The 22,604-nt window shown below is 68.8% G+C and carries 21 protein-coding genes; 12 read left to right on the top strand and 9 right to left on the bottom strand.

Annotated features, from left to right (window positions below; genetic code table 11):
• Positions 1-3 precede the first annotated feature (3 nt).
• Positions 4-1,191, bottom strand: a complete 1,188-nt coding sequence (locus H521_RS0114940) for a class I SAM-dependent methyltransferase (protein ID WP_022893834.1) — start codon at positions 1,189-1,191, stop codon at positions 4-6.
• A 193-nt stretch (positions 1,192-1,384) separates the two neighbouring features.
• On the opposite strand from H521_RS0114940, the gene groES reads away from it, so the two are divergent.
• The 3 genes from groES (at position 1,385) to H521_RS0114925 (ending at position 4,339) form a co-directional block, all read left to right on the top strand.
• Entirely contained in the window at positions 1,385-1,681 is a 297-nt protein-coding gene (gene groES, locus H521_RS0114935) for a co-chaperone GroES (protein WP_022893833.1), read from the top strand.
• Positions 1,682-1,823: 142 nt separating this feature from the next.
• Positions 1,824-2,786, top strand: a complete 963-nt coding sequence (gene rarD, locus H521_RS23655; RefSeq protein ID WP_040424780.1) for an EamA family transporter RarD — start codon at positions 1,824-1,826, stop codon at positions 2,784-2,786.
• A 263-nt stretch (positions 2,787-3,049) separates the two neighbouring features.
• Entirely contained in the window at positions 3,050-4,339 is a 1,290-nt protein-coding gene (locus tag H521_RS0114925; RefSeq protein WP_022893831.1) for an ABC transporter substrate-binding protein, read from the top strand.
• A gap of 283 nt (positions 4,340-4,622) precedes the next feature.
• Here H521_RS0114925 and H521_RS0114920 read toward each other — a convergent pair whose 3' ends face one another.
• The 4 genes from H521_RS0114920 to H521_RS0114905 are packed head-to-tail and all read right to left on the bottom strand — an operon-like array spanning position 4,623 to position 8,428.
• Positions 4,623-5,390 (bottom strand): ABC transporter ATP-binding protein, encoded by a 768-nt coding sequence (locus H521_RS0114920; protein ID WP_026482334.1) that lies wholly within the window; start codon positions 5,388-5,390, stop codon positions 4,623-4,625.
• Positions 5,377-6,291 (bottom strand): ABC transporter ATP-binding protein, encoded by a 915-nt coding sequence (locus H521_RS0114915; protein WP_026482333.1) that lies wholly within the window; start codon positions 6,289-6,291, stop codon positions 5,377-5,379. The genes H521_RS0114920 and H521_RS0114915 overlap by 14 nt, the downstream gene beginning before the upstream one ends.
• Positions 6,281-7,261 carry a branched-chain amino acid ABC transporter permease gene (locus tag H521_RS0114910; protein WP_026482332.1) on the bottom strand — a complete coding sequence of 327 codons (981 nt, stop codon included), beginning with the start codon at positions 7,259-7,261 and terminating at the stop codon, positions 6,281-6,283. Before H521_RS0114910 ends, H521_RS0114915 begins: the two co-directional genes overlap by 11 nt.
• Before the next feature lie 15 nt (positions 7,262-7,276).
• On the bottom strand, positions 7,277-8,428 hold the full coding sequence (locus H521_RS0114905; RefSeq protein WP_425393596.1) for a branched-chain amino acid ABC transporter permease: 1,152 nt from the start codon (positions 8,426-8,428) through the stop codon (positions 7,277-7,279).
• 403 nt (positions 8,429-8,831) lie between these two features.
• Between H521_RS0114905 and guaB the strand changes: the two genes are divergently transcribed.
• Positions 8,832-10,334 (top strand): IMP dehydrogenase, encoded by a 1,503-nt coding sequence (guaB, locus tag H521_RS0114900; RefSeq protein WP_022893826.1) that lies wholly within the window; start codon positions 8,832-8,834, stop codon positions 10,332-10,334.
• A 3-nt stretch (positions 10,335-10,337) separates the two neighbouring features.
• On the opposite strand, the gene H521_RS0114895 is transcribed toward guaB, so the two are convergent.
• Positions 10,338-11,495 carry a MalY/PatB family protein gene (locus H521_RS0114895; RefSeq protein ID WP_022893825.1) on the bottom strand — a complete coding sequence of 386 codons (1,158 nt, stop codon included), beginning with the start codon at positions 11,493-11,495 and terminating at the stop codon, positions 10,338-10,340.
• A gap of 127 nt (positions 11,496-11,622) precedes the next feature.
• On the opposite strand from H521_RS0114895, the gene H521_RS0114890 reads away from it, so the two are divergent.
• From H521_RS0114890 to H521_RS0114880, 3 genes are all read left to right on the top strand, one after another.
• Complete coding sequence (locus H521_RS0114890) at positions 11,623-13,323, top strand: ABC-F family ATP-binding cassette domain-containing protein (protein WP_022893824.1); 1,701 nt, start codon at positions 11,623-11,625, stop codon at positions 13,321-13,323.
• 46 nt (positions 13,324-13,369) lie between these two features.
• Positions 13,370-14,494, top strand: a complete 1,125-nt coding sequence (locus H521_RS0114885; RefSeq protein WP_040424778.1) for a GuaB3 family IMP dehydrogenase-related protein — start codon at positions 13,370-13,372, stop codon at positions 14,492-14,494.
• Between the two features lie 103 nt (positions 14,495-14,597).
• On the top strand, positions 14,598-16,328 hold the full coding sequence (locus tag H521_RS0114880; protein WP_022893822.1) for a glycerol-3-phosphate dehydrogenase/oxidase: 1,731 nt from the start codon (positions 14,598-14,600) through the stop codon (positions 16,326-16,328).
• 6 nt (positions 16,329-16,334) lie between these two features.
• Here H521_RS0114880 and H521_RS0114875 read toward each other — a convergent pair whose 3' ends face one another.
• The gene (locus tag H521_RS0114875) at positions 16,335-17,183 is read right to left on the bottom strand and encodes a helix-turn-helix domain-containing protein (protein ID WP_022893821.1); all 849 of its coding nucleotides are present in this window, start codon (positions 17,181-17,183) and stop codon (positions 16,335-16,337) included.
• A 138-nt stretch (positions 17,184-17,321) separates the two neighbouring features.
• Here H521_RS0114875 and H521_RS0114870 point away from each other — a divergent pair, with 138 nt between their 5' ends.
• The gene (locus tag H521_RS0114870) at positions 17,322-18,074 is read left to right on the top strand and encodes an SDR family NAD(P)-dependent oxidoreductase (RefSeq protein ID WP_022893820.1); all 753 of its coding nucleotides are present in this window, start codon (positions 17,322-17,324) and stop codon (positions 18,072-18,074) included.
• A gap of 60 nt (positions 18,075-18,134) precedes the next feature.
• Entirely contained in the window at positions 18,135-18,965 is an 831-nt protein-coding gene (locus tag H521_RS0114865) for an SURF1 family protein (protein WP_040424775.1), read from the top strand.
• 56 nt (positions 18,966-19,021) lie between these two features.
• On the opposite strand, the gene H521_RS0114860 is transcribed toward H521_RS0114865, so the two are convergent.
• A complete protein-coding gene (locus H521_RS0114860) occupies positions 19,022-19,438 on the bottom strand; it encodes a VOC family protein (protein WP_022893818.1) in 417 nt (138 codons plus the stop codon).
• A 110-nt stretch (positions 19,439-19,548) separates the two neighbouring features.
• Between H521_RS0114860 and H521_RS0114855 the strand changes: the two genes are divergently transcribed.
• The 3 genes from H521_RS0114855 to guaA are packed head-to-tail and all read left to right on the top strand — an operon-like array spanning position 19,549 to position 22,230.
• Entirely contained in the window at positions 19,549-20,148 is a 600-nt protein-coding gene (locus tag H521_RS0114855) for a TetR/AcrR family transcriptional regulator (RefSeq protein WP_022893817.1), read from the top strand.
• Between the two features lie 10 nt (positions 20,149-20,158).
• The gene (locus H521_RS0114850) at positions 20,159-20,650 is read left to right on the top strand and encodes a DUF3817 domain-containing protein (RefSeq protein ID WP_026482328.1); all 492 of its coding nucleotides are present in this window, start codon (positions 20,159-20,161) and stop codon (positions 20,648-20,650) included.
• Positions 20,647-22,230 carry a glutamine-hydrolyzing GMP synthase gene (guaA, locus tag H521_RS0114845; protein ID WP_022893815.1) on the top strand — a complete coding sequence of 528 codons (1,584 nt, stop codon included), beginning with the start codon at positions 20,647-20,649 and terminating at the stop codon, positions 22,228-22,230. Before H521_RS0114850 ends, guaA begins: the two co-directional genes overlap by 4 nt.
• Positions 22,231-22,281: 51 nt before the next feature.
• Here the strand turns inward: guaA and H521_RS23650 are convergent.
• The coding region (locus tag H521_RS23650) for a cell wall-binding repeat-containing protein (protein WP_040424774.1) at positions 22,282-22,604 on the bottom strand (323 nt) is incomplete at its 5' end.

Below are 22,604 nucleotides of genomic sequence, written 5' to 3'. Positions count from 1 at the left end.
TACTCAGATCCGCTCGACGAGCAGGGCGACGTGGCGTCCGGCCTCACGCGTCAGCACGAGGGTGGCCGACGCGGTCCCGCGCAGCTTCAGCCGGGTGCGCAGCACGGCCGGGTCGATGTCGATGCCGCGCTTCTTGATCTCGAGCGTGCCGATGCCACGCGCGGCGAGTGCCTGTCGCAGCTGCCGCTCGTCGGCTGGCAGCCGTTCGAGCACGCGGAAGCCGCGCGCGAACGGTGAGTCGAACGCGGTGTCGGAGGTGAGGTAGGCGATGCCGGCGCTGAGCATCCATGCGCCGTGCATCCGGGCGAGATCGCCGATCAGGCGAGCGCGGATCACCGCGCCGTCCGGCTCGTAGAGGTATTCGCCGAGCGGCCCGACGGGTGCGTCTTCACTGTCGGAGCCGGCGGTGAGCTCTTGCGCAGCATCGCCGCGGATGACGAGCGCGGCGCGCCCGATGCCTGGCCTGGCCACGGAGCCGAACCAGACCCCGAGCTCGACCAGGTCGCCGTCGACCGACACCCATTGCGCCTCGGCGGCGGCCGGGATGACGTCTCGATCGGTGCCCGGACCGAGCTTGACGCCGACGGGCATGCGCTCGGCGAGACCGAACGCGAACTCGAGCGAGGGGGAATACGCCGAGGCATCCGCGATTCGCTTCGTGGTGCCGCCGGCCGTGGTGCGTCGAGCCGGATCGAGCCAGGCACCTTCGATGCCGCCCAGCGCGACCTGCTCGGCCTGTTCGTGCAGCACGTGCACGCGCTGGAACGGCGTGAGGTTGTAGGCGGCGATCGCCGCGGTCACCTCGTCGGCGTCGGCGGCCGTGACCTCGAGGTCGATCGCAGCCATCGCGAGCGCGTCGCCGCCGATGCCGCAGCCGAGGTCGGCCACGTGGGCCACGCCCGCGCGTGAGAAGCGACCGGCGTGCAATGCGGCGACCTTCAGGCGAGTGGCCTGCTCGAGCCCGGCCTCGGTGAAGAGCATGCGCGAGGCGAACGGCCCGAACTTGCGCTCGGCCTTCGCGCGGAGCTTCGCCTGGCTGAGCACGGCGGCGACGAGGGTCGAAGGATGCCCCTGCTTGCGCAGGTCGGCGACCGTCTTGACGATGTCGGCCTTCGAGTCCCAATCGGGGAGCGCGTCGAGCAGCGTGAGGCCCTCTGGAGAGAGCAGTTCGACGAGTTCGGCACGTTCCACCCGGCCACGCTAGCATCGTGCTCGCACGACGCCGGCCCCTCGTCGAGGCCGCCGTTCGCCAGTGGCTGAACGGGTTGGCACTCACGTTGCATGAGTGCCAAAACGCCCCTAGACTCGGTTTAGCACTCTCGCTCTGAGGCTGCTAACCAGTCTTCGTCAAGACAGTTCATTCATTTTAGAGAAGGGGTCAACCGTGTCGGTTTCCATCAAGCCGCTCGAGGATCGCATCGTCATCAAGCAGGTCGAGGCAGAGCAGACCACCGCATCGGGTCTGGTCATCCCCGACACTGCCAAGGAGAAGCCCCAAGAGGGCGAGGTCGTGGCTGTGGGCCCCGGTCGCATCGATGACAACGGCAACCGCATCCCGCTCGACGTCGCCGTCGGCGACAAGGTGATCTACTCGAAGTACGGCGGCACCGAGGTCAAGTTCGGCGGCGACGACCTGCTCGTGCTGTCGGCTCGCGACGTGCTCGCCGTCGTCGTTCGCTAAGACGCGGCACCACGATTCATCCGAGGCCCGGATGCCCCCGCGAAGGGCATCCGGGCCTCGTCGTGTCGCAACGTCGCGACCGCGTCACGCACCCCGCCCGCGCAGTCCGGGTCCAGCCGTTGGCCGGGCGTAGTCTGTGCTGGTGTCAACCCGCTCCGAGTCCGCGCCATCCGCCTCGACCACCTCGACCACCTCGGCCGGTGTCAGTCGCTCGGGCCTGCTCTTCGCGATCGGCGCCTACGGGTTGTGGGGGTTCCTTCCCGTCTACTTCATCGCCCTCGCGCCATCCGGTCCGTTCGAGATCGTCGGCTGGCGGGTGCTGTTCTCCCTCGTCTTCTGCGTGCTGCTCATCACGGTCACGCGGGCATGGCGCCCGCTCGCGGTGCTGTTCCGCGATCGGCGCATCGTGCTCACGATGGGGCTCGCCGGCGTCCTGATCTTCATCAACTGGCAGACGTACGTCTATGCCACGCTCTCGAACCAGGTGGTCGAGGCGGCGCTCGGCTACTTCATCAACCCCATCGTCACGGTGTTCCTCGGCGTGCTGGTGCTGCGCGAGCGGCTCGGCCTCACGCAGTGGATCGCGGTCGGCATCTCGATCGTCGCCGTGATCGTGCTCGCCTTCGGCTACGGGCAGCTGCCGTGGATCGCCCTCGTGCTGGCCTTCTCGTTCGGGTTCTACGGCCTCATCAAGAAGCGGGTCGGGCCCAAGGTCGACGCCGTGTCGGGGCTGACCCTCGAGACGGTGTGGTTGGCGCCGCTGGCGATCGTGCAACTCATCTTCGTCGGCATGACCACTGGGCTCACCATCGGCACCGTCAGCCCATGGCACACCGTGCTGCTCGTGCTTGCGGGCGCCGTGACAGCCGTGCCGCTCCTGCTCTTCGCTGCGGCGTCTCGGAGGCTGCCGCTCATCTTCATGGGGTTCATCCAGTACTTCGCGCCGTTCATCCAGTTCCTCGTCGGCGTCGTGGTGCTGCACGAGCCCATGCCGCTCGAGCGATGGATCGGGTTCGGACTCGTCTGGGTGGCTCTCGTCGTGCTCACGATCGACCTGCTGCGAGGTGTTCGCGCGGCGCGACGGGTGGTCGTCGAACCGGCCTGAGCGGTCGGCGAGGTGCGCGAACGGGCGCGCCGAGGGGCAGGGAAGCGGATACCGCGTACGCGCGATCCTCGCGCCGGAACGCCGATCCGCGCAGCATCCGTGCGTCGAATCGGGTCGAGGTGTCGGCGAGGTAACGATTGTCGCGGTGTTACAGGGTTGTGACCGCACTGACTTGTTTCCGCCATTGGCGCGGAATACTGTCAATCAACGGCGTCACCATGGCGCTGCATTGTGTACCAATTCCTTCAGTCCCAAGGAGCAACATGAGCGTATTCGCGAAGGCCTCGGCCAAGCGTTCGGCTCGCGCAGCCTGGACGGGTCTCGCCATTGCCGGCGTCAGCACCCTTCTCCTGTCTGCGTGCGCGTCGGGCGGCACGCCGTCGGCCGAGACGGAAGAGCCGGCCGACACCGGCGACGCACTGCCCATCGAGGCCGGTGAGCGGTCCCTCGACATGAAGATCGGCACGATCCTCCCGCAGAGCGGTACGCTCGCGTTCCTCGGCCCGCCCGAGGAGGCCGGCGTCGCGCTGGCGGCAGAAGAGGTTGCTGCGGCCGATTCGGGCCTGAACCTCGAGGTCATCTACCGCGACTCCGGTGACACCACGACCGACATCGCGACCGTCTCCGTGACCGACCTGCTCTCGCAGGACGTCTCGGCGATCGTCGGCGCTGCCTCGTCGGGTGTCTCGTTCACGGTCATCGACCAGATCACCTCGGCTGGCGTCGTGCACTTCTCGCCGGCGAACACCTCGCCCGACTTCACCGAGTACGAAGACGCCGGTCTGTACTTCCGCACCGCGCCGTCCGACCTGCTGCAGGGTGAGGTGCTCGGCACGCAGATCGCCGACGACGGTCACTCGACGCTCGGCCTGCTCGTGCTGAACGACCCCTACGGCACCGGCCTCGCGGCCGCCACCAAAGAGGCGTTCGAAGCAGCCGGTGGCGAAGTCGTCGCCGAAGAGCTCTTCAACACGGGTGACTCGAACTTCGACGCGCAGCTCTCGGCCATCTCGGCCTCGAACCCCGACGCAGTCGCAGTCATCACGTTCGACGAGGCGAAGGTCGTCGTTCCGGCGCTCGTCGGCTCCGGTTACCCCGGTAACCAGCTGTACTTCGTCGACGGCAACCTGTCCGACTACAGCGCAGACTTCGCGCCCGGCCTGATCGCCGGCTCGAAGGGCACGCTGCCCGGCCCGAAGCTCGAAGACGACTTCCGTGATCGACTCCTCGCAGTCGACCCCGAGCTCGCCGACTTCAGCTACGGCCCCGAGTCGTACGACGCGACGATCCTCATCGCCCTTGCGGCATACGCGGCGAACAGCACCGAAGGTGCCGACATCGCCAAGTACCTCCGCCAGGTGTCGGGTGGCTCGGGCGAGGGCGAGAAGGTCACCACCTTCGCCGACGGCGCCAAGCTGCTCGCCGAGGGCAAGCAGATCGACTTCGACGGCCCGTCCGGTCCCATCACGCTCGACGAGCACGGTGACCCGACCGAGGCGACCATCGGCGTCTACGAGTACGGCGACGACAACACCTACACCCGCATCAACTGATACGGGTCGTATCGACTGAGGGGTCCCGGCTTCGGCCGGGGCCCCTCTTTCGTGCGCCCCGATCTCATCCCACCAGCCCCTGTCATGCAAGGAGCAGGGCGGGGCGCGATAGGCACTGACTGGCGCTGACGGGTCGCTGCGGCCACTCGCAGCCCACCTGGTGGCGCCGCCAGGCGCAGCGGGGCGCAGCGGGGCGCAGCGGCGCGCACGCGGCCGCGCGGGGAACAGCGAAGGGGCGGATGCCGCAGCATCCGCCCCTTCGGTGGTTCACGCCCGAGGGCGGTCAGTCCTGCCCGAGCGTGCCCAGGTAGAGGCCGATGACCTTCGGGTCGTTCAGCAGGTCGCGACCGGTGCCCGTGTAGGCGTCTCGGCCCTGGTCGAGCACGTAACCGCGGTCGCAGATCTGCAGGCAGCGACGCGCGTTCTGCTCGACCATGATCGTCGTGACGCCGGCGCGGTTGATCTCCTTCACGCGAAGGAACGCCTCGTCTTGACGAACGGGCGAGAGGCCGGCGCTGGGCTCGTCGAGGAGCATGACGTGCGGTCCCATCATGAGCGCGCGCGACATCGCCACCATCTGGCGTTCACCGCCCGAGAGCGAGCCTGCCCGCTGGCCGAGTCGCTTGCCGAGCTCGGGGAAGATCTCGGTGACGAACTCGAGCCGCTCCTTCAGCCCCTTGGGCTTCTGGAAGAGACCCATCTCGAGGTTCTCCTGGATGGTCAGCGACGGGAACACGTTGTTCGTCTGCGGCACGAAGCCGACGCCCTTGGCGACGAGCTTGTTCGCCTTCTGGTTCGTGATCTCTTCGCCGTTCAGGCGGATCGTGCCCTCGCGCACCTTCACGAGGCCGAAGATCGCCTTCAGCAGGGTCGACTTGCCGGCCCCGTTTGGGCCGATGATGCCGATGAGCTCACCCTGTCTGGCCTGCAGCGAGCACGCGTTCAGGATGTTGACGCCGGGCAGGTACCCGGCCGTGACGGCATCGACCTCGACGACCATGTCGCCGACCGGCTCGAGCACCGCGCCCGGAGCGGGATTACTGTTCGTCATCGATGAGCTCCTTCAGGACTTCGACGTTCTCCGTGTCGGTCGCGCCGAGATCGGTGTCGTGGTGGGCGCCGAGGTACGCGTCGATCACGGCCTGGTCTTCCATGACGGTGTGCGGATCGCCCTCGGCCACGATGCGGCCCTCGGCCATCACGACCACCCAGTCGGCGATGTGGCGCACCATGTGCATATCGTGCTCGACGAACAGCACGGTCATGCCCTGCGACTTCAGGTCGAGGATGTGATCGAGCAGTGACTGCGTCAGCGCCGGGTTCACCCCGGCCATCGGCTCGTCGAGCATCACGAGCGTGGGGTCGCTCATGAGGGCCCGAGCCATCTCGAGCAGCTTGCGCTGCCCGCCCGAGAGACTCGCGGCGTAGTCGGTGCTCTTGGCGTCGAGCTTGAAGCGGGCGAGCAGCTCCATGGCCTTGGCCTCGATCTCGACCTCCTGCTTGCGCCAGAGGAACGGCAGGACCGAGCGGAAGAGGTTCTCGCCGCTCTGGTTCTTCGCGCCGAGCTTCATGTTGTCGAGCACCGTGAGCAGGCCCAGCGCCTTCGTCAGCTGGAAGGTGCGGATGAGTCCCATGCGGGCGACCCGATAGGCCGGCACATGAGCGAGCGAGCGACCTTCGAACGACCACGTGCCCGTGTCGGGCTTGTCGAAGCCCGTCAGCAGGTTGAAGAACGTGGTCTTGCCGGCGCCGTTCGGGCCGATCAGTGCGGTGATCGCACCGCGGGGGATCTCGACGTGGTCGACATCGACCGCGGTGAGGCCGCCGAAGGTGCGGGTGACGCCGTCGGCGACGAGAATCGGGTCGACCTTGCGGCAACCGGGTTCTGCGGCGCCAATGTGAAGACCCGTGGTCTTCACCGGCTTGGACGTGGGAGTGACATCACTTGACAAAGGCCAGCTCCTTCTTGTTTCCGAAGATGCCCTGGGGCCTGAATATCACGATCAACATGATCGCGATGCCGACGAGGATGAACCGGAGCTGTCCGGCCTGCACCTGCGTCATGAACGGGAGCCAGCCCGCCTCGACCGCCCGGGAGATGAAGCCCGAGAAGAAGGAGAGCAGCACCCAGAAGATCATCGAGCCGATGATGGGCCCGAGGATCGTGGCGGCCCCGCCGAGGAGCAGGATCGCGTAGACGAAGAAGGTGAGCGACGTCTGGTAGTTGGCCGGAACGACCGCTCGAGGGAGCACGAAGATCATGCCGGCGAGGGTGCCGTAGACACCACCGAGGATGAGGCTCTGCATCTTGTAGGAGTAGACGTTCTTGCCCAGGGCGCGAACCGCGTCCTCGTCTTCGCGGATGCCCTTGATGACGCGGCCCCATGGGCTGCGCATGATGAGCCACGTGAGGAGCGCGATGATGACGACGAGCGACCAGCCGACGATGCGGACCCACCAGTCGTACTCGTTGTACTCGAACGGCCCGAAGCCGTAGGTGCCCTTCGGGATCGGGTTGAGATCCGCGAAGCCTCCCTTGTAGCCCTGCAGGCCGCTCGCGGATCCCGTGAGAGCGTCGAACGTGTTCGTCGTGAAGATGAGCCGCAGGATCTCGGCGGCCGCGATCGTCACGATCGCGAGGTAGTCGGCTCTGAGTCGCAGGGTCGGGATGCCGAGGATCAGCGCGAACACGACGGACGCGCCGATGCCGACGAGCACGGCCGCCCAGACGGGGAGGCCGAACGAGAGCACCGAGATGGCGTAGCCGTAGGCGCCGAGCGCCATGAACCCGGCCTGGCCGAAGTTCAGCAGTCCCGTGTATCCGAAGTGGACCGCGAGGCCGAGGGCCGCCAGTGCGTATGCCGCGGTAACAGGGCTGATGAGCTCCTGCGCCGCGTTGGAGAAGATCTGAGTCCAGTCGATCATGGTCGGTCCTCCTTAGCCGATTCTCTCGCGGCGACCGAGGATGCCCTGCGGTCGGAACAGCAGCACGAGGATCAGCACGACGAGCGCGCCCACGTACTTCAGGTCGCTCGGCAGCCACAGCGTCGAGATCTCGATGAAGAGACCGACGATGAGGGAGCCGACGAGGGCGCCGAATGCGGTGCCGAGACCGCCGAGGGTGACCGCGGCGAAGATCAGCAGCAGGATCTGGAAGCCCATGTCCCAGCTGACGCCGGGACGGAAGTAGGCCCACAGGATGCCGCTGAGGCCGGCGAGCGCCGCGCCGAGCACCCAGACGATGCGGATGACCCGGTCGACGTCGATGCCGCTCGCGGAGGCGAGGCTCGCGTTGTCGGAGACAGCGCGAGTGGCCTTGCCGATGCGGGTCTTCAGCAGGAAGTAGGCGACGGCGAGCAGCACCACGACCGAGACGATCATGCTGCCGACGTCGATCCACGAGAGCTGCACCCCACCGAACGACAGCTCCTTCGGGGCGGTGGCGCCCGGCAGCTGCCGGGTCGCTCCGCCGTAGAAGAACTGGTAGGTGTACCGGATCGCGAGGGAGAGACCGATGCTCACGATCATGAGGGGGATGAGCCCGACCCCGCGTTTGCGGAGCGGTTTCCAGATCACCGCATCAAGACCCCAACCGAGCGCCGCGCTGAGCACGAGCGCGACGGCGATGGCGAGCCAGATGGGCCAGGCCAGGTCGACGCCGAAGCTCAGCACCATCAGGGCGCCGAAGGTGACCATCTCGGCGTGGGCGAAGTTCGAGAGCCCGGTCGTGCCGAAGATGAGGGAGAGGCCGATGGCGGCGAGCGCGAGCAGTAGCCCGAAGTTCAGGCCATTGATCGTTCGCTCGAGCAACTGCGCGCCGAAGGAGGTGGTCGTGCGCTCGCCCTCGCCGAGGAAGAAGTTCACGGCCTTCAGCTTCGTGAGGCCGAACTCGGCGTTGATCGTGGACCCGCCCTCCGCGACGACGACGCCCTCGGGGAGGGTGTCTTCGTCGAGCGTGACCTTGTACTCGCCTTTTTCAGGCACGCCGATGCGCCATTTTCCTTCGGCGTCGGTCTCGGCTTCGGCTTCGAAGCCGCCGCCTTCGACCGTGATCTGCACGCCTTCGAGCGGTTCTCGATCGAATTGCACGTTCCCCGTGAAGAAGTATTCGAACTCTTCGGATTCCTGGGCCGTACTCCCATCCTCCGCCATCGCAGGGGACGCTGCGATGCCGGACAGAGTGAGTGCGGACACGAGGATTCCGAGGAGAACGAGCCACCTCCCTGGAGACCGATGGGCGAGCGTTCGTGTGGGTTTCACTGCACCTCCAAGGGCGCCCCGTCAGGCTGGTGGCCGTTCGGGGTTCGGTCCTTACCTGTCGACAACGTCGTCGACAGTACGTGCCGATTATGTCTCATACGTTTCACGCGTGAGGCAAACGGCGTTCGATTGTTATCCGGGAATGCTCGCGATGCAAACTCGCTTAACATTGGTACTGCGGACCTGACCAGTGGTTCGCGGTGTTTCAGCAGATCTCGACAAGAGGAGCGACATGGACCAGGCCGACCCGTTCGGACTCACAGGACTCACCTACGACGACGTCCTCCTGCTGCCTGGCCACACCGACGTGATCCCGAGTGAAGCCGACACGACGTCGCGACTCACGCGTCGCATCAACGTCGCGACCCCGCTGCTCTCCGCGGCGATGGACACCGTCACCGAGGCGCGCATGGCGATCGCCATGGCCCGCCAGGGTGGCATCGGCATCCTGCACCGCAATCTCTCGATCGCCGACCAGGCCGACATGGTCGACCGGGTCAAGCGCAGCGAGTCGGGCATGGTCTCCAATCCGGTCACGACGACGCCCGAGGCATCCGTCGCCGATGTCGACGCGCTCTGCGCGACCTATCGCGTGAGCGGCCTGCCGGTCGTCGACACCGACGGCAAGCTCGTCGGCATCATCTCGAACCGCGACATGCGCTTCGTCTCCGACTTCGAGAAGCCGACCACCGCCGTGAGCGAGGTCATGACCAAGATGCCGCTCATCACGGGTCGCGTCGGCATGAACCCCGACGAGGCGCTCGCGATCTTCGCGAAGCACAAGATCGAGAAGCTGCCGCTCATCGATGAAGACGGGCGGCTCACCGGTCTCATCACCGTCAAGGACTTCGACAAGTCCGAGCAGTATCCCAACGCGACGAAAGACACCGAGGGGCGCCTGCGGGTCGGCGCCGCCATGGGCTTCTTCGGCGACGCATGGGAGCGCGCCGAGGCGCTTCGCGACGCCGGGGTCGACGTGCTCGTCGTCGACACCGCCAACGGCGAGTCGGCCGGAGTGCTCGACATCATCCGCCGGCTGAAGACCGACACGACGTTCGCGCACATCGACGTGATCGGCGGCAACGTCGCAACGCGCGAGGGTGCCCAGGCGCTCGTCGATGCCGGTGCCGACGCCGTCAAGGTCGGCGTGGGTCCCGGCTCGATCTGCACGACCCGCGTCGTCGCGGGTGTGGGCGTGCCGCAGATCACGGCCGTGTACGAGGCATCCAAGGCCACGAAGCCCGCCGGTGTGCCGCTCATCGCCGACGGTGGCCTGCAGTACTCGGGCGACATCGCGAAGGCGCTCGTCGCCGGTGCAGACACCGTCATGCTCGGCTCGCTGCTCGCCGGCACGGCCGAGAGCCCGGGCGAGCTCGTCTTCCAGAACGGCAAGCAGTTCAAGGCCTACCGCGGCATGGGGTCGCTCGGTGCGCTGCAGACCCGCGGCCAGAAGACCTCGTACTCGAAGGACCGCTACTTCCAGGCGGATGTCCCGTCGGACGACAAGCTGATTCCCGAGGGCATCGAGGGCCAGGTGCCCTACCGCGGCCCGCTGTCTGCCGTGGCCTACCAGCTCATCGGCGGCTTGCGGCAGTCGATGTTCTACGTCGGCGCGCGCACGATCGGCGAGCTGAAGGCCAAGGGCCGGTTCGTGCGCATCACGCCCGCCGGGCTGAAGGAATCGCACCCGCACGACGTGCAGATCGTGGTCGAGGCGCCGAACTACACGAGGTGAGGCTCAGCCGACCCGCGCGTCGGCGAGCCGCGTGATCGCCTCGCTCAGCACCTCGGGCGTGCACGCGAAGTTGAGTCGTGCATGGCCCGTGCCGACGCTCGCGCCGAACGTCGGACCGATGCCGAGCGCGACCCTCGCGTGCTCGAGTGCGAAGGCGGCGGGGTCGTCGCCCCAGCCGAGCGCCGAGAGGTCGAGCCAGGCGAGGTAGGTCGCGTCGGGCATGCGGTAGCGCACTCCCGGCAGCTCGTCGGCGAGCAGCTCGGCGAGCAGGCGCCGATTGTCGTCGAGGCTCGCGAGCACACCGTCGAGCCACGGGCCGCCTTCGCGGAACGCGGCGATCGAGGCGATCGAACCGAACTGGCTCATGCGCCACTCGACCTCGTAGGGCAGGGCAGCACGCACGCGGTCGCCGCGATCGCTCGCGGTGACGATGAGCGCCGCCTTCAACCCGGCGATGTTGAACGCCTTCGTCGCCGCCGTCACCGTCACGCCGTGCTCGCGGGCTGCGTCGGAGACGGTGAGGAACGGCGTGTAGTCCACTCCGGGCTGCACGAGCGGGCCGTGCACCTCGTCGGCGACGATCGTGGCACCGTGCCGGGCGGCGATCTCGGCGAGGGCGGCCAGCTGCGCGGCATCCGGAACCAGGCCGATCGGGTTGTGCGGATTGCAGAGCACCATCGCCCGGGCACCTGCCGCGAACGCCGCATCGATGCCGTCGAGATCGAGCGCCCAGCCCTCGTCGATGCCGCCGAGCATCGGCACCTCGACGACCCGACCGGAGGCCTCGGTCACGAGGTCGAAGAACGGCGGGTAGATCGGCGGGGTGATGACGACGCCGTCACCCGGCGCGGTCACGCGGCGCAGCACCTCGACGATGCCCATGCTGACATCGGCCGTGCACGTGACGCGCGCGGGGTCGACCTCCCAACCCAGCCTCGCTGCGGCGAAGCCCTGGAACGCCTCGGCGACCGGGCGGCTGCCGGCGATGTACCCGGTGTCGGAGCGACGGATCGCCGCGTGCAGTGCCGCGGCGATCGGCTCGGCGAGCGGGTAGTCCATCTCGGCGACGGGCAGCGGCAGCACGTCGTCGGGGTAGAGGCGCCACTTCGCGCTGGTTCGCGTGCGGAGGGCGTCGAGAGGCTCTGCTGAGGTGCGTTGCATGTCTCCAGCTTGCCGTAGAACGGCCGTCGGTGGCAGGGGGCGGCGCCGAACCGCTAGTCTGGTCGGCTGCCCATCGGGCGGTGCGGAATCGGGCAAGAGCCCGGCCGCGAACCGAACGGACATTCGCATGGGTCTCATCGACGTCAACGGCGTCTCCTTCTCGCTCCCCGACGGCCGGCCGCTGCTCGCCGACCTCGCCTTCCGGGTGACGGATGGCGCGACCACCGCCCTCATCGGTGCGAACGGCGCGGGCAAGTCCACGCTGCTGCGCATCATCCGCGGGTCGCTCAGACCAGACGAGGGCAGCGTGCAGGTCGACGGCGGGCTCGGCGTCATGGACCAGTTCGTCGGCACCGGGGCCACGATCGAGGGCACGGATGCCACAGTGCAGGGCCTGCTCGTCTCGGTCGCGCCGACCCGCATCCGTGCGGCGGCGATCGAGCTCGAGGCATCCGAGAACGCCATCATCGAACGCGACGACACCGCGGCCCAGATGCGGTACGCGAACGCGCTCGCCGAGTATGCGGAGGCCGGCGGCTACGACCAGGAGGTCGTGTGGGACCACTGCACGATCGCCGCGCTCAGTATCCCGTTCGAGCGGGCGAAGTGGCGCGACCTCGCGACGCTCTCGGGCGGCGAGCAGAAGCGCCTCGCGCTCGAGGCCCTCTTCCGTGGCCCCGAGCAGGTGCTGCTGCTCGACGAGCCGGACAACTCGCTCGACGTGCCGGGCAAGCGCTGGCTCGAGGCGCAGTTGCGGGCGACCCCGAAGACCGTGCTGCTCGTCTCGCACGACCGCGAGCTGCTCGCCCGCGCCGCCGACCGCATCGTGACCCTCGAGGTCGGCGCGGCCGGCAACACCGCGTGGGTGCACGGCGGCAGCTTCGAGAACTACCACCGGGCTCGTGACGAGCGCTTCGCGCGCCTTGACGAACTGCGCCGGCGATGGGACGAGCAGCACGTCGCGCTGAAGACGCTCGTGGCGAACCTCAAGGTCAAGGCGACCTACAACGACGGCATGGCGTCGCGCTATCAGGCTGCGGTGACCCGGCTGCGCAAGTTCGAGGAGGCGGGCCCGCCCGAGGAGCGCCCGCCGGCCCAGGCGGTCTCGATGCGCCTGCGCGGCTCGCGCACCGGCAAACGCGCCGTCGTGGCCGAACGGCTCGAGCTGACGGGACTCATGAAGCCGTTCGACCTCGAGGTCTGGTTCGGCGACCGGGTCGCGGTGCTCGGTTCGAACGGATCGGGCAAGTCGCATTTCCTGCGGTTGCTCGCCGGCGGCGGCACCGAACCCGATCGAACGCTCGGTCACATCACGACGGTCGGCGAGACGCTCGCACGAGTGCCGCACGGCGGCAGGGCGGTGCTCGGTGCTCGAGTGGTGCCCGGCTGGTTCGCGCAGAACCACGAGCACCCCGAGTACCGTGGGCGCACGCTCCTCGACATCCTGCACCGCGGCGATGCGAATCGCGACGGCATGGCGCGAGAGGCCGCGAGCTCGGCCCTCGATCGCTACGGGCTCGCGGCATCAGCGCTGCAGAACTTCGACTCGCTGTCGGGCGGCCAGCAGGCGCGCCTGCAGATCCTGCTGCTCGAGCTCTCGGGGGCGACGCTGCTGCTGCTCGACGAACCGACCGACAACCTCGACCTGGTCTCGGCGGAGGCGCTCGAAGAGGGGCTGTCGCGCTTCGAGGGCACGGTGCTCGCCGTGACCCACGACCGCTGGTTCACTCGCGGCTTCGACCGGTTCCTGGTCTTCGGCACCGACGGCGAGGTCTACGAGTCGGATGCCCCGGTGTGGGACGAGCCCCGTGTGGCGCGCGCCCGATGACGGCACCGGCGAAGGAGCGGGCGAGCGCGTTGGGTAGGGTTGAGTGGTGACCCAGGAGATCGAGATCGGCCGCTCCAAGCGGGGCCAGCGCGTGTACGCCTTCGACGACATCGCGATCGTGCCGAGCCGGCGCACCCGCGACCCCGAAGACGTGTCGGTCGGCTGGTCGATCGACGCGTACCAGTTCGACATCCCGTTCCTCGCCGCCCCGATGGACTCCGTCGTGTCGCCGCAGACCGCGATCATGATGGGCCAGCTCGGCGGTCTCGGTGTGCTCGACCTCGAGGGCCTCTGGACCCGCTACGACGACCCCGAGCCCGTGCTCGCCGAGATCCGAAACCTCACGCCGGAGCGTGCCACCGCGCGCATGCAGCAGCTCTACTCCGAGCCGATCAAGCCCGAGCTCGTCTCGCAGCGCCTCGCCGAGATCCGTGCGGCCGGCGTCACCGTCGCCGGCGCACTCTCGCCCCAGCGCACGCAAGAGCTGTACGAGACCGTCGTGGCCGCCGGTGTCGACCTGTTCGTGATCCGCGGCACCACGGTCTCGGCCGAGCACGTCTCGAAGAATCAAGAGCCGCTGAACCTCAAGAAGTTCATCTACGAGCTCGACGTGCCCGTGATCGTCGGCGGCGCAGCGACCTACACCGCCGCCCTGCACCTCATGCGCACGGGTGCCGCCGGCGTGCTCGTCGGCTTCGGCGGGGGAGCGGCGTCGACGACGCGCGCGACGCTCGGCATCCACGCGCCGATGGCCACGGCCGTGGCGGATGTCGCCGGCGCGCGCCGTGACTACCTCGACGAGTCGGGCGGTCGCTACGTGCACGTGATCGCCGACGGCGGCGTCGGCAAGTCGGGCGACATCGTGAAGGCGATCGCCTGCGGTGCCGACGCCGTCATGCTCGGTGCGGCGCTCGCGCGGGCGACGGATGCCCCGGGCGGCGGCTACCACTGGGGCGCCGAGGCGCACCACCCGAAGCTGCCGCGCGGCCAGCGCGTGCACGTCGGCCAGGTCGCACCGCTCGAAGAGGTGCTGTACGGGCCTGCGCCCTCGGCCGATGGCGTCACGAACCTGATCGGCGCGCTCAAGCGCTCGATGGCGACCACCGGGTATTCCGACCTGAAGGAATTCCAGCGCGTCGACGTGGTCGTCGCGCCGTACCAGGGCGAGTAGTCGAGCCGACCCGCGCGCTCCATAGCGCCGGGGCCGGTGCTCGGGTAGCGTGGGAATCGGATCGTGCGGCCCCGCCGTGAGGCCGCGGGGATGGGGTGCCACGATGGCGAGACTCAAGTCGGTGACGCGTTCGACCAAGCTCGGGCCCGAGGAGCGTGATGCCGCGATCGCGCGGCTCAAAGAGAAAGAGCTCGACATCCTCGTGGTCGGCGGCGGCATCGTCGGCACGGGGTCCGCGCTCGACGCGGTGACCCGGGGGCTCTCGACCGGCCTGCTCGAGGCCCGCGACTGGGCGTCGGGCACCTCGAGCCGCTCGTCGAAGCTCGTGCACGGCGGCATCCGCTATCTCGAACAGCTCGACTTCCGGCTCGTGCGCGAGGCGCTCATCGAACGCGGCCTGCTGCTGCAGCGCATCGCGCCGCACCTCGTGAAGCCCGTGCGGTTCCTCTACCCGCTGAAGATGCGCTTCTTCGAGCGCATCTACGTGGGCGCCGGCATGCTGCTCTACGACGTCTTCAGTTACACGGGCGGGCGCCCGCCGGGCGTGCCGCACCACCGCCACCTCTCCAAGCGCCAGGTCATGCGCGCCATTCCGTCGCTCGCCAAAGACGCGCTCGTCGGCGGCCTGACCTACTACGACGCCCAGGTCGACGACGCCCGCTACGTGGCATCCCTCGCCCGCACCGCGTCGTTCTACGGCGCGCACGTCGCGAGTCGCGTCAAGGTCGAGGGCTTCATCAAGGTCGGCGAGCGCGTCGTCGGCGTGAAGGCGCACGACCTGCAGACCGACGAGCACTTCGAGATCCGCGCGAAGCAGGTCGTGAACGCGACCGGCGTGTGGACCGACGACACGCAGCGCATGGTCGGTGAACGCGGCACGTTCAAGGTGCGAGCGTCGAAGGGCATCCACCTCGTGGTGCCGCGCGATCGCATCCAGTCGGCGATGGGCATGATCTTCCGCACCGAGAAGAGCGTGCTGTTCGTGATTCCGTGGGGGCGGCACTGGCTCATCGGCACGACCGACACCGACTGGAACCTCGACAAGGCGCACCCGGCGGCCACGGCGGCCGACATCGACTACCTCCTCGAGCACGTCAACGCGCTGCTCGCCGTTCCGCTGACCCGCGAAGACGTCGAGGGCGTCTACGCGGGCCTCCGGCCATTGCTCGCCGGCGAGAGCGACCAGACCTCCAAGCTCTCGCGCGAGCACCTCGTGGCGCACACCGTGCCCGGCCTCGTCGTGATCGCCGGCGGCAAGTGGACCACCTATCGGGTGATGGCGAAAGACGCCATCGACGCGGCCGCCGACGCGCTCGACGGCAAGGTGCCGAAATCGACCACTCAAGACATTCCGCTGCTCGGCGCCGAGGGGTATCAGGCCGCCTGGAACAAGCGCGGCAAGATCGCCTCGGCGTTCGGGGTGCACAAGGTGCGCATCGAGCACCTGCTGAATCGCTACGGCACGATGACCGATGAGCTGCTCGACCTGATCCGCGACGACCCGTCACTCGGCGAGCCGCTGCCCGGAGCCGACGACTACCTCGGTGCCGAGGTCGTGTACGCGGCCTCGCACGAGGGCGCGCTGCACCTCGACGACGTGCTGGCCCGCCGCACCCGCATCTCGATCGAGGCCTGGGACCGCGGAGTCTCGGCGGCGCCGGTGGCCGCGAGGCTCATGGCCGGGGTGCTCGGCTGGGACGACGCGCGGCAGACGCTCGAGGTCGAGCGGTACCTGCAACGGGTCGCCGCCGAGCGCGCCTCGCAAGAGCAGCCCGACGACGAATCGGCCGATCGGGTGCGTCTCGAGGCGCCCGACATCGTGAAGGTCGACTGATCGCGCTCAGACCACCTGAAGTCGCCGCGGCCCGCGCCGGCCGATGCGGTCGAGCGCCGACACTGCGGCCTCGTCGGCGGGCAGCAGGGCGACGAGCTGCAGCGCGTCGTCCGCGGGGAGTTCCATGGATTCGAATGCGAGTCGCAGCGAGCCGGCATCGGGGTGGTGCATCTCGACAACTCCTGCAGAGCGTGCGACGACGATCGGCGCCGCCATACGGGTGACGAAGGCCGACCCGCCCGTGACGGTCAGCTCTTCGACGAGGTGGGCGGTGTGCTGGTCGGACGGCGCGATCGTGCGAAGCCTGTTGACGAGATGGTCGGCGACGCACGCCCAGCGAGGGAACGCCTGCAGCGCCCGCTGATCGGTGAACGCGTAACGCAGGAGGTTCGGCGTGTCGTCGTCGAGCACCCCGAGCGGTGCGACGAGACGTGCGAATGCCGGTGTGGCAGCGAGGATGTCGCCGAGGCGGTTCATCGCGAAGGCCGGCGCGGGCTCGAGACCGTGCAACAGCGTACGCACGGTCGGACGGAGATCGCGTGCCGGCGGCTCGGCTGCGGCGCAGAGCAGATCGCCCCCGCCTGCGGCCTTCCACAGCAGCCGCAGGTGCGCTCGCTCGGCCGGTGAGAGGCGGAGGGCCTCGCCGAGCGCGGAGAGCACTTGCGCCGATGGATGCCGGTCGCGTCCCTGCTCGAGTCGCGTGAGGTACTCGACGCTGATATCGGCGAGCATCGCAAGTTCTGAGCGGCGCAGTCCGGGGGCGCGGCGCCGGCTGCCGGTCTGGAGGCCGACCTCGGCAGGGGCGATCGCATCGCGCCGCTCACGGATGAATTCGCCGAGCCCTGTTTCGCTCACGAGCCCACCCTACGCGCGCTCGGATCGCGGAAGGTGACCCTGCTGGGGCCAGCCTCAAGCCAGTCTCCCACCCGCCGTCTCGGCCGCGGAGAGTTGGCGGAAGGCGGTCGGCTCGATCGCCGGATGGGAGGAGCGAGGATGGACCTCGGAATCAACGGGCGCACAGTGATCGTGACGGGAGCCTCGGGCGGGATCGGGCGCGAAGTCGCTCGTGCATTCGCCACGGAGGGCGCGAAGGTGGTGTTGAGCTACCGGAGTAGACGCGAGCAGGCCGGAGAACTCGCGGACGAGATCGGCGGTGGAGCGATCGCCGTGCAGTACGACATGGCAGATCCCGGTTCGGCGGATGCCCTCGTCGCCGCCGCTGTACGCGCAACGGGGCGGGTCGACGCGCTCGTGCACAGCGCTGTCGAATGGGGCAAGGCCGACTGGACGGCCGAGGGGTTCGAGACAACGCCCGACGAACGATGGACGAGAACCCTGCAGACCAACATCGAGGGCGCCGTGCGGATGACTCGCGCGGTGACGCCCCTCATGCGCGAGAGCGGGTGGGGGCGCATCGTTCATCTGTCGTCGAGCCTCGCCCGCGATGGAGCCGAGGGGGCGGAGTACTACGCCACGGCCAAAGCGGCGCTGCATGGCTTCAACCGATCTGCCGCGTTCAGCCTCGGGGCGAGCGGCGACATCCTCTCGAATGTCGCCTTGCTCGGCCTGACGCGAACGGACACGAACGGGTTCGTCACCGACGCAGAGGGTGACCACTACAGCGCGCTGGCGCCGATCAAGCGCTTGCTCGATGCCCGTGAGGTCGCGCGCCCGATCGTCTTCCTTGCGTCGGCGGCGAACGCGGGGATCACCGGTCAGGTCGTGCCGATCACCGGCGGTTCCTGAGACCTCGGGCGGAGGTGCTCCCGGCGCTCCGCCAGGTTCGGCCGGGTAGGCTGGGGCCTCGTGTCCGACCACCCGCGCAGCCCACTGCTGCACATGATGCTCCGGCCACGATGGGTGGCTGCACTGCTGCTGGCGCTCGGCATCGCCGCCGCCTTCGCGCTGCTCGGGCAATGGCAGCTCGAGCGTGCCGTGGAGCAGTCGATCGTCGTGGAGCGGCCCACCGAAGAGGTGCGGCCGTTCGCTGGCGTCGCCGAGCCCGACGAGCCGACCGAGCAGGCCGCGACCGCCCAGACGGTGGAGGTCACCGGCACGGTCGTGCCCGGAGACACCGTGATCGTCGAGGGCCGCTTGAACGATGGCGTCGCGGGCTTCTGGCCCGTCGCTCACCTCGAGGTGACGGACGGCACGCCCGGCGGGCTGCCCGTCGCCCTCGGCTGGGCCGCCGACGAGCAGACCGCGCGTGATGCCGTCGAGCGCTTCGAGGCAGACATCGCGAACGGTTCCGGCGAACCGATCACCCTCGTCGGTCGCTTCCTGCCGAGTGAGGCGCCGATGGAGCCCGACGACGACGCAGACCCGTTCGCGATGCAGACCGTCGCCGTGGCGCAACTGATCAACGTGTGGGCCGACTACGACGATCGTCCGGTCTACTTCGGCTACGTCACCGCCGGCGAGCCGGTGGCGGGTCTCGAGGCGATCGTCTCGCCGCCGCCCGAGCAGACCGCAGAGCTGAACTGGCTCAACATCTTCTACGCCGCCGAATGGGCGGTCTTCGCCGGGTTCGCCGTCTACCTCTGGTATCGCCTCGTGCGCGACGCGGTCGAACGCGAGCGCGACGAGCTGGCCGAGGCCGCGGCATCCGTCGACCGATCGCCCAGCGGCGCGGCGTAGCACGCCTCGAGCGCCGGCGGTGCATTGTCGCGCCTGCCGTGGCCAGGTCTCCGCGCTCAGGCGGCCGGCTCTGCCGTGGCGAAGGACGCGACGAACTCGGTGCTCGGTTCGATGGGCGTGATCACGTCGACGAGCACGCCTCCGGGGTCGCGAACGATGACGTGCCGTTGCCCGAACGCCTCGCTGCGCAGGGCTTGCACGACCGGCACCCCGGCCGCGATGAGCCGTGTCGCAAGGGCATCGACGTCGTCGACCTCGATGTTCACGAGCACCCCGGCGGCGGGCACCCGATATCCAGCCGGAATGGTCTCGTGCACGGCGTCGAGCAGCCCGAGCTCGGCATGCGGCGGTGTCGGATGCCGCAGGCTCGCGTACCACTCGGCCTCGAAGGCCAGCTCGAAGCCGAAGTGCTCGACGTAGAACCGGGTGCTGGCCGCGACATCCGTCGTGCCGAGAACGGGATAGAGATTCATGATGCCTCTCCTAAAATACGTACAGTGTGTATGTATCGTGCTTGACCTACAGTGTGTATGTCAAGCAACGTCGAGACCTGCAACGCAGGCCGTGGAGCGATCGGGGAGCGATGGTCACGAAGGCGCGGCAGCGAGAGCAGACTCGTGCGCTCATCCTCGGCCTCGCTGAGCGAGCCTTCGCCGAGCGGGGATACGCCGGGGTGGCGCTCGAAGACCTCGTGGCCGACGCTGGTCTCACTCGAGGCGCGCTCTACCACCATTTCGGCAGCAAGGCTGCGCTGTTCGGAGCCGTGCTCGAGCATGCCCAGGGCGAAGTCGCTCGCGCGGTCGAGCTCGCTGCGGGCGCCGATGCCGACCCGCTCACCTCGTTCCTGGCCGGGTGCCGTGCATTCCTCGAGGCGAGCTTCGCGCCGGGCGTGCGCCGAATCCTGCTCGTCGACGGGCCGGCGGTGCTCGGCTGGGACGACTGGCGTGCCGGTGACCTCGAGTCGAGCGCCCGATTGCTCGACGAGGGCGTCGCCGAGCTGGCGGCGGCGGGCATCATCGCGCCCGAGCGACTGCGCACCGTGGCGACGATGATCTCTGGTGCGCTCAACGAGGTCGCCGTCGCGGGTGCCGCGGCGTCCCCCGACGGCACGGCCGAGATCGACGCCGCCATCGAAACGCTCGCCCGCATGATCGCGGGATTGGCGCCCGATGACGGCGAGTAGACTGGCATTCATGCCCCTCGAGCCGAAATCCGCCGATCTGCCGCGCATTCGCGGGGCGCTGAAGTTCTACCAGGTCGCATCGGTGATCACGGGCGTCATGCTGCTGCTGCTCTGCGCCGAGATGATCCTGAAGTACGCGTTCCACCTCGAGCTCTACGCGTTCGGCGACCAGGGCCTGCTCGCCTTCACGCCGGTGCTCGAGACGGCCACAGGCCTCGAATCGACCGGCACGGGCGCGAACCTCTCGACCGGCATCCTCATCGCCCACGGCTGGTTCTACGTCGTCTACCTCTTCAGCGACTTCCGGCTCTGGAGCCTCATGCGCTGGCCGTTCACCCGGTTCATCGTCATCGCGCTCGGCGGCATCGTGCCGTTCCTCTCGTTCTTCCTCGAGGCGCGCATCGGTCGTGAGGTGCGCGAGTACCTCGACCGGCGCGAGGTCGCAGAGGTCGCGCCATCCGAAACCACCGATTCTTCCGACACCGTGGAGGCCCAGCAGTGACCGATCAGCCCACCGAGCAACGGCCGGTGCTCGTCGTCGACTTCGGCGCGCAGTACGCGCAGCTGATCGCGCGACGCGTGCGCGAGGCATCCGTCTACTCAGAGATCGTGCCGCACACGATCACGGCGGCGGAGGTCGCCGCGCGCAACCCGATCGGCATCGTGCTCTCGGGCGGGCCGTCCTCGGTCTACGAAGACGGTGCGCCGGCACTCGACGAGGGCATCCTGCAGCTCGGGGTGCCGACGCTCGGCATCTGCTACGGCTTCCAGGTCATGGCGACGCAGCTCGGCGGCGAGGTCGCGCACACCGGTCTTCGCGAGTACGGCGCGACCGAGGCGACCGTGACGGATGCGTCAGGCAACGCCCTCCTCGAGGGCCAGCCCGCCGGCCAGACCGTGTGGATGAGCCACGGCGACTCGGTGTCGCGCGCGCCCGAGGGCTTCGACGTGCTCGCCTCGACGTCGTCGACCCCGGTGGCCGCGTTCGCGAACGACGAGCGGCGCCTCTACGGCGTGCAGTGGCACCCCGAGGTCAAGCACTCGGAGTTCGGCCAGCGGGTCATCGAGAACTTCCTGCACCGCGCGGCCGGCATCCCCGCCGACTGGAACTCGGGCAACGTCATCGCCGAGCAGGTCGCCCGCATCCGCGAGCAGGTCGGCTCGGCGCGCGTCATCTCCGCGCTCTCGGGCGGCGTCGACTCGGCGGTCTCGACCGCCCTCGTGCAAGAGGCTGTCGGCGATCAGCTGACCGCGGTCTTCGTCGACCACGGGCTGCTCCGCCAGGGCGAACGCGAGCAGGTGCAGAACGACTACGTCGCCGCGACCGGCGTGCGCCTCGTCACGGTCGACGCCGCCGACGTCTTCCTCGAGGCGCTCGCCGGAGTCAGCGACCCCGAGCAGAAGCGCAAGATCATCGGCCGGGAGTTCATCCGGGCGTTCGAGCAGGCCGAGCGCGACCTGATCGCCGAGGCCGCGGCCGACGGCGAGCCGATCAAGTTCCTCGTGCAGGGCACGCTCTACCCCGATGTCGTCGAGTCGGGCGGCGGCACGGGCACCGCGAACATCAAGAGCCACCACAACGTCGGCGGCCTGCCCGAAGACCTGCAGTTCTCGCTCGTCGAGCCGCTGCGCACCCTCTTCAAAGACGAGGTGCGCCAGATCGGGCGCGACCTCGGACTGCCGGAGGCGATCGTCGGCCGCCAGCCCTTTCCGGGGCCTGGCCTCGGCATCCGCATCGTGGGTGAGGTTACCCGTGAGCGTCTCGATCTGCTCCGCCAGGCCGATGCGATCGCGCGCGAAGAGCTGACGAAGGCCGGCCTCGACGGCGAGATCTGGCAGTGCCCCGTCGTGCTGCTCGCCGACGTGCGCTCGGTGGGCGTGCAGGGCGACGGCCGCACCTACGGCCATCCCATCGTGCTGCGCCCCGTCTCATCCGAAGACGCGATGACCGCCGACTGGACCCGGCTGCCCTACGACGTGCTCGCGAAGATCTCGAACCGCATCACGAACGAGGTGCCCGAGGTCAACCGCGTCGTGCTCGACGTCACGTCGAAGCCGCCGGGCACGATCGAGTGGGAGTAGCCCCGGGGCCGCGGGCCGTGAGGTCCGCGCCTTTCGTGGTTTCCGGCAGGTTCACCGGAGGGCATCGAGCAGGGCTTCGACGTCGGCGCTGATGGTGCCGGTGCCGCCGAGGATGACGATGCGTTCCGGTTGGAGGCGTTCGAGTTCTGCTGTGATGGTGTCGGGCAGGGCGTTGGGGTCGGTCAGGAGCATGGGGCCGCCGCTGATGCCGGCGGCGGGTGCACCGGCGAGGGCGTCGGGGAAGTTCGCGCCGCTGGCGATGAACGCGACGGGTACGCCGGGGCCGAACTGCGACTTCGAGATGGCGACGGAGGTCGCATAGCGGTCCGATCCGGCCAGCCGGGTGACCGCGCCGGGTCGGAGGGCATCGAGCA

The organism is Agromyces subbeticus DSM 16689 (assembly GCF_000421565.1).
Taxonomy (GTDB): Bacteria; Actinomycetota; Actinomycetes; order Actinomycetales; family Microbacteriaceae; genus Agromyces; species Agromyces subbeticus.
This window is presented reverse-complemented; position numbering and strand designations above follow the sequence as displayed.

Bases quoted from the DNA above. Each gene is read 5' to 3' on its own strand.
- H521_RS0114925 (WP_022893831.1), top strand. From the start codon at position 3,050: ATGAGCGTATTCGCGAAGGCCTCGGCCAAGCGTTCGGCTCGCGCAGCC.
- H521_RS0114920 (WP_026482334.1), bottom strand. From the start codon at position 5,390: ATGACGAACAGTAATCCCGCTCCGGGCGCGGTGCTCGAGCCGGTCGGC.
- guaB (WP_022893826.1), top strand. From the start codon at position 8,832: ATGGACCAGGCCGACCCGTTCGGACTCACAGGACTCACCTACGACGAC.
- H521_RS0114895 (WP_022893825.1), bottom strand. From the start codon at position 11,495: ATGCAACGCACCTCAGCAGAGCCTCTCGACGCCCTCCGCACGCGAACC.
- H521_RS0114890 (WP_022893824.1), top strand. From the start codon at position 11,623: ATGGGTCTCATCGACGTCAACGGCGTCTCCTTCTCGCTCCCCGACGGC.
- H521_RS0114880 (WP_022893822.1), top strand. From the start codon at position 14,598: ATGGCGAGACTCAAGTCGGTGACGCGTTCGACCAAGCTCGGGCCCGAG.
- H521_RS0114870 (WP_022893820.1), top strand. From the start codon at position 17,322: ATGGACCTCGGAATCAACGGGCGCACAGTGATCGTGACGGGAGCCTCG.
- H521_RS0114860 (WP_022893818.1), bottom strand. From the start codon at position 19,438: ATGAATCTCTATCCCGTTCTCGGCACGACGGATGTCGCGGCCAGCACC.
- H521_RS0114855 (WP_022893817.1), top strand. From the start codon at position 19,549: ATGGTCACGAAGGCGCGGCAGCGAGAGCAGACTCGTGCGCTCATCCTC.
- H521_RS0114850 (WP_026482328.1), top strand. From the start codon at position 20,159: ATGCCCCTCGAGCCGAAATCCGCCGATCTGCCGCGCATTCGCGGGGCG.